The sequence below is a fragment of the Actinoplanes oryzae genome, from assembly GCF_030757795.1.
Lineage (GTDB): Bacteria > Actinomycetota > Actinomycetes > Mycobacteriales > Micromonosporaceae > Actinoplanes.
In genome coordinates this window covers 1-1,302 of the sequence record NZ_JAUQWH010000345.1, presented here as the reverse complement: position 1 = coordinate 1,302, position 1,302 = coordinate 1, and the positions used below count along the sequence as shown (strand labels likewise).

General features: G+C 67.6%; 1 protein-coding gene. It reads right to left on the bottom strand.

Annotated elements, in window-relative coordinates:
* Positions 1-33 precede the first annotated feature (33 nt).
* Positions 34-1,164, bottom strand: coding sequence for an IS30 family transposase (locus RBH18_RS43835; protein WP_456237655.1), 1,131 nt, complete (start codon positions 1,162-1,164; stop codon positions 34-36).
* Positions 1,165-1,302: the final 138 nt, after the last annotated feature.

Sequence of the window (1,302 nt, the reverse complement as noted above, 5' to 3'; positions counted from 1 at the left end):
GGGCGGTTTCAAGGGGTCGTTGCAACACGATGGCTAGTCGGTGACGGCTAGGAGCTTAGCGAGGCGCTCGGCTGGGGTATCCCAGCCGAGCGTTTTGCGTGGGCGGCTGTTGAGTTCGGCAGCGACGGCGGCGAGGTCGTCGGGGTGGTGGACGGCTAGGTCGGTGCCTTTGGGGAAGTATTGGCGTAGCAAGCCGTTGGTGTTCTCGTTGGAGCCGCGTTGCCAGGGTGAGTGCGGGTCGCAGAAGTAGACCGGCATGTCCGCGGTGATGCTGAACTCGCGGTGCATCGCCATTTCGATGCCCTGGTCCCAGGTCAGAGATCGTTTGAGGTGCCGGGGCAAGGTGGCCATGGCGGCGAGCAGCCCGTCGCGGACCCGGTCGGCGCCACGGCCGGCGCCGAGATGCACCAACAACACGTATCGGGTGGAGCGTTCGACGAGGGTGCCGATCGCGGAGCCGTTGTCCTTGCCGATGATCAGATCGCCTTCCCAGTGGCCGGGAACAGCGCGGTCGTCGGCCTCGGCGGGCCGGTCGCTGATCATCACCATCGGATGGGTGAAGCGGGGCTGACGCTGGCCGGGCTGTCTGCGGGGACGGCGCACGGCGCGGCCGGTGCGCAGCGCGGCGGTCAGTTCCCGGCGTAGCGCGCCGCGTCCTTGAACGTAGAGCGCCTGGTAGATCGTCTCGTGCGACACGTGCAGCTCGCTTCGCTCGGGAAAGTCACGGCGCAGCCGACGGCTGATCTGCTCGGGGCTGTGCTTGAGTTCCAGCATGGCCTGCACCCGGTCACGCAGCTGCGGCCAGGCGGCGATCTTGCCAGTCTTCGGGCGCGGGAGCCGGGCCTCTGCGCGCTGCTGGGCTGCGTACGGCCGGTAGTCGCCGCTGTCCGGGTGCCGGTTACGGCGTACCTCCCGGCTGATCGTGCCCGGCGAGCGTCGCAACTGCACCGCGATCGTTCGCAGCGATGCTCCCTCCCGCAGCCGGTCCGCGATGACGATCCGGTCGTCCTGTGACAGGTACCGGCCGGATATGGCCGAAGGCCGGGCGGCAGGCAGAACTGTCTCCTGCCGCCCGGCCTTCGCCGAACCCCTCGTGCCGTACCGCCAGCGGTGACCGGTCTTGCGGTTGATCCCGACCAGCCGGCACGCCTCACTCGTACTCACACCCCGCGCCACAAGATCCAAATATGCCTGGCGCTCCGCGCGAAGCTTCTTCGGACCCTGCGGCCGACGATCATCACGGATCTCGAACACTACAACCCCTGATCAGGTCAGGTGTTGCAACGATCCCTAGAACCTAAG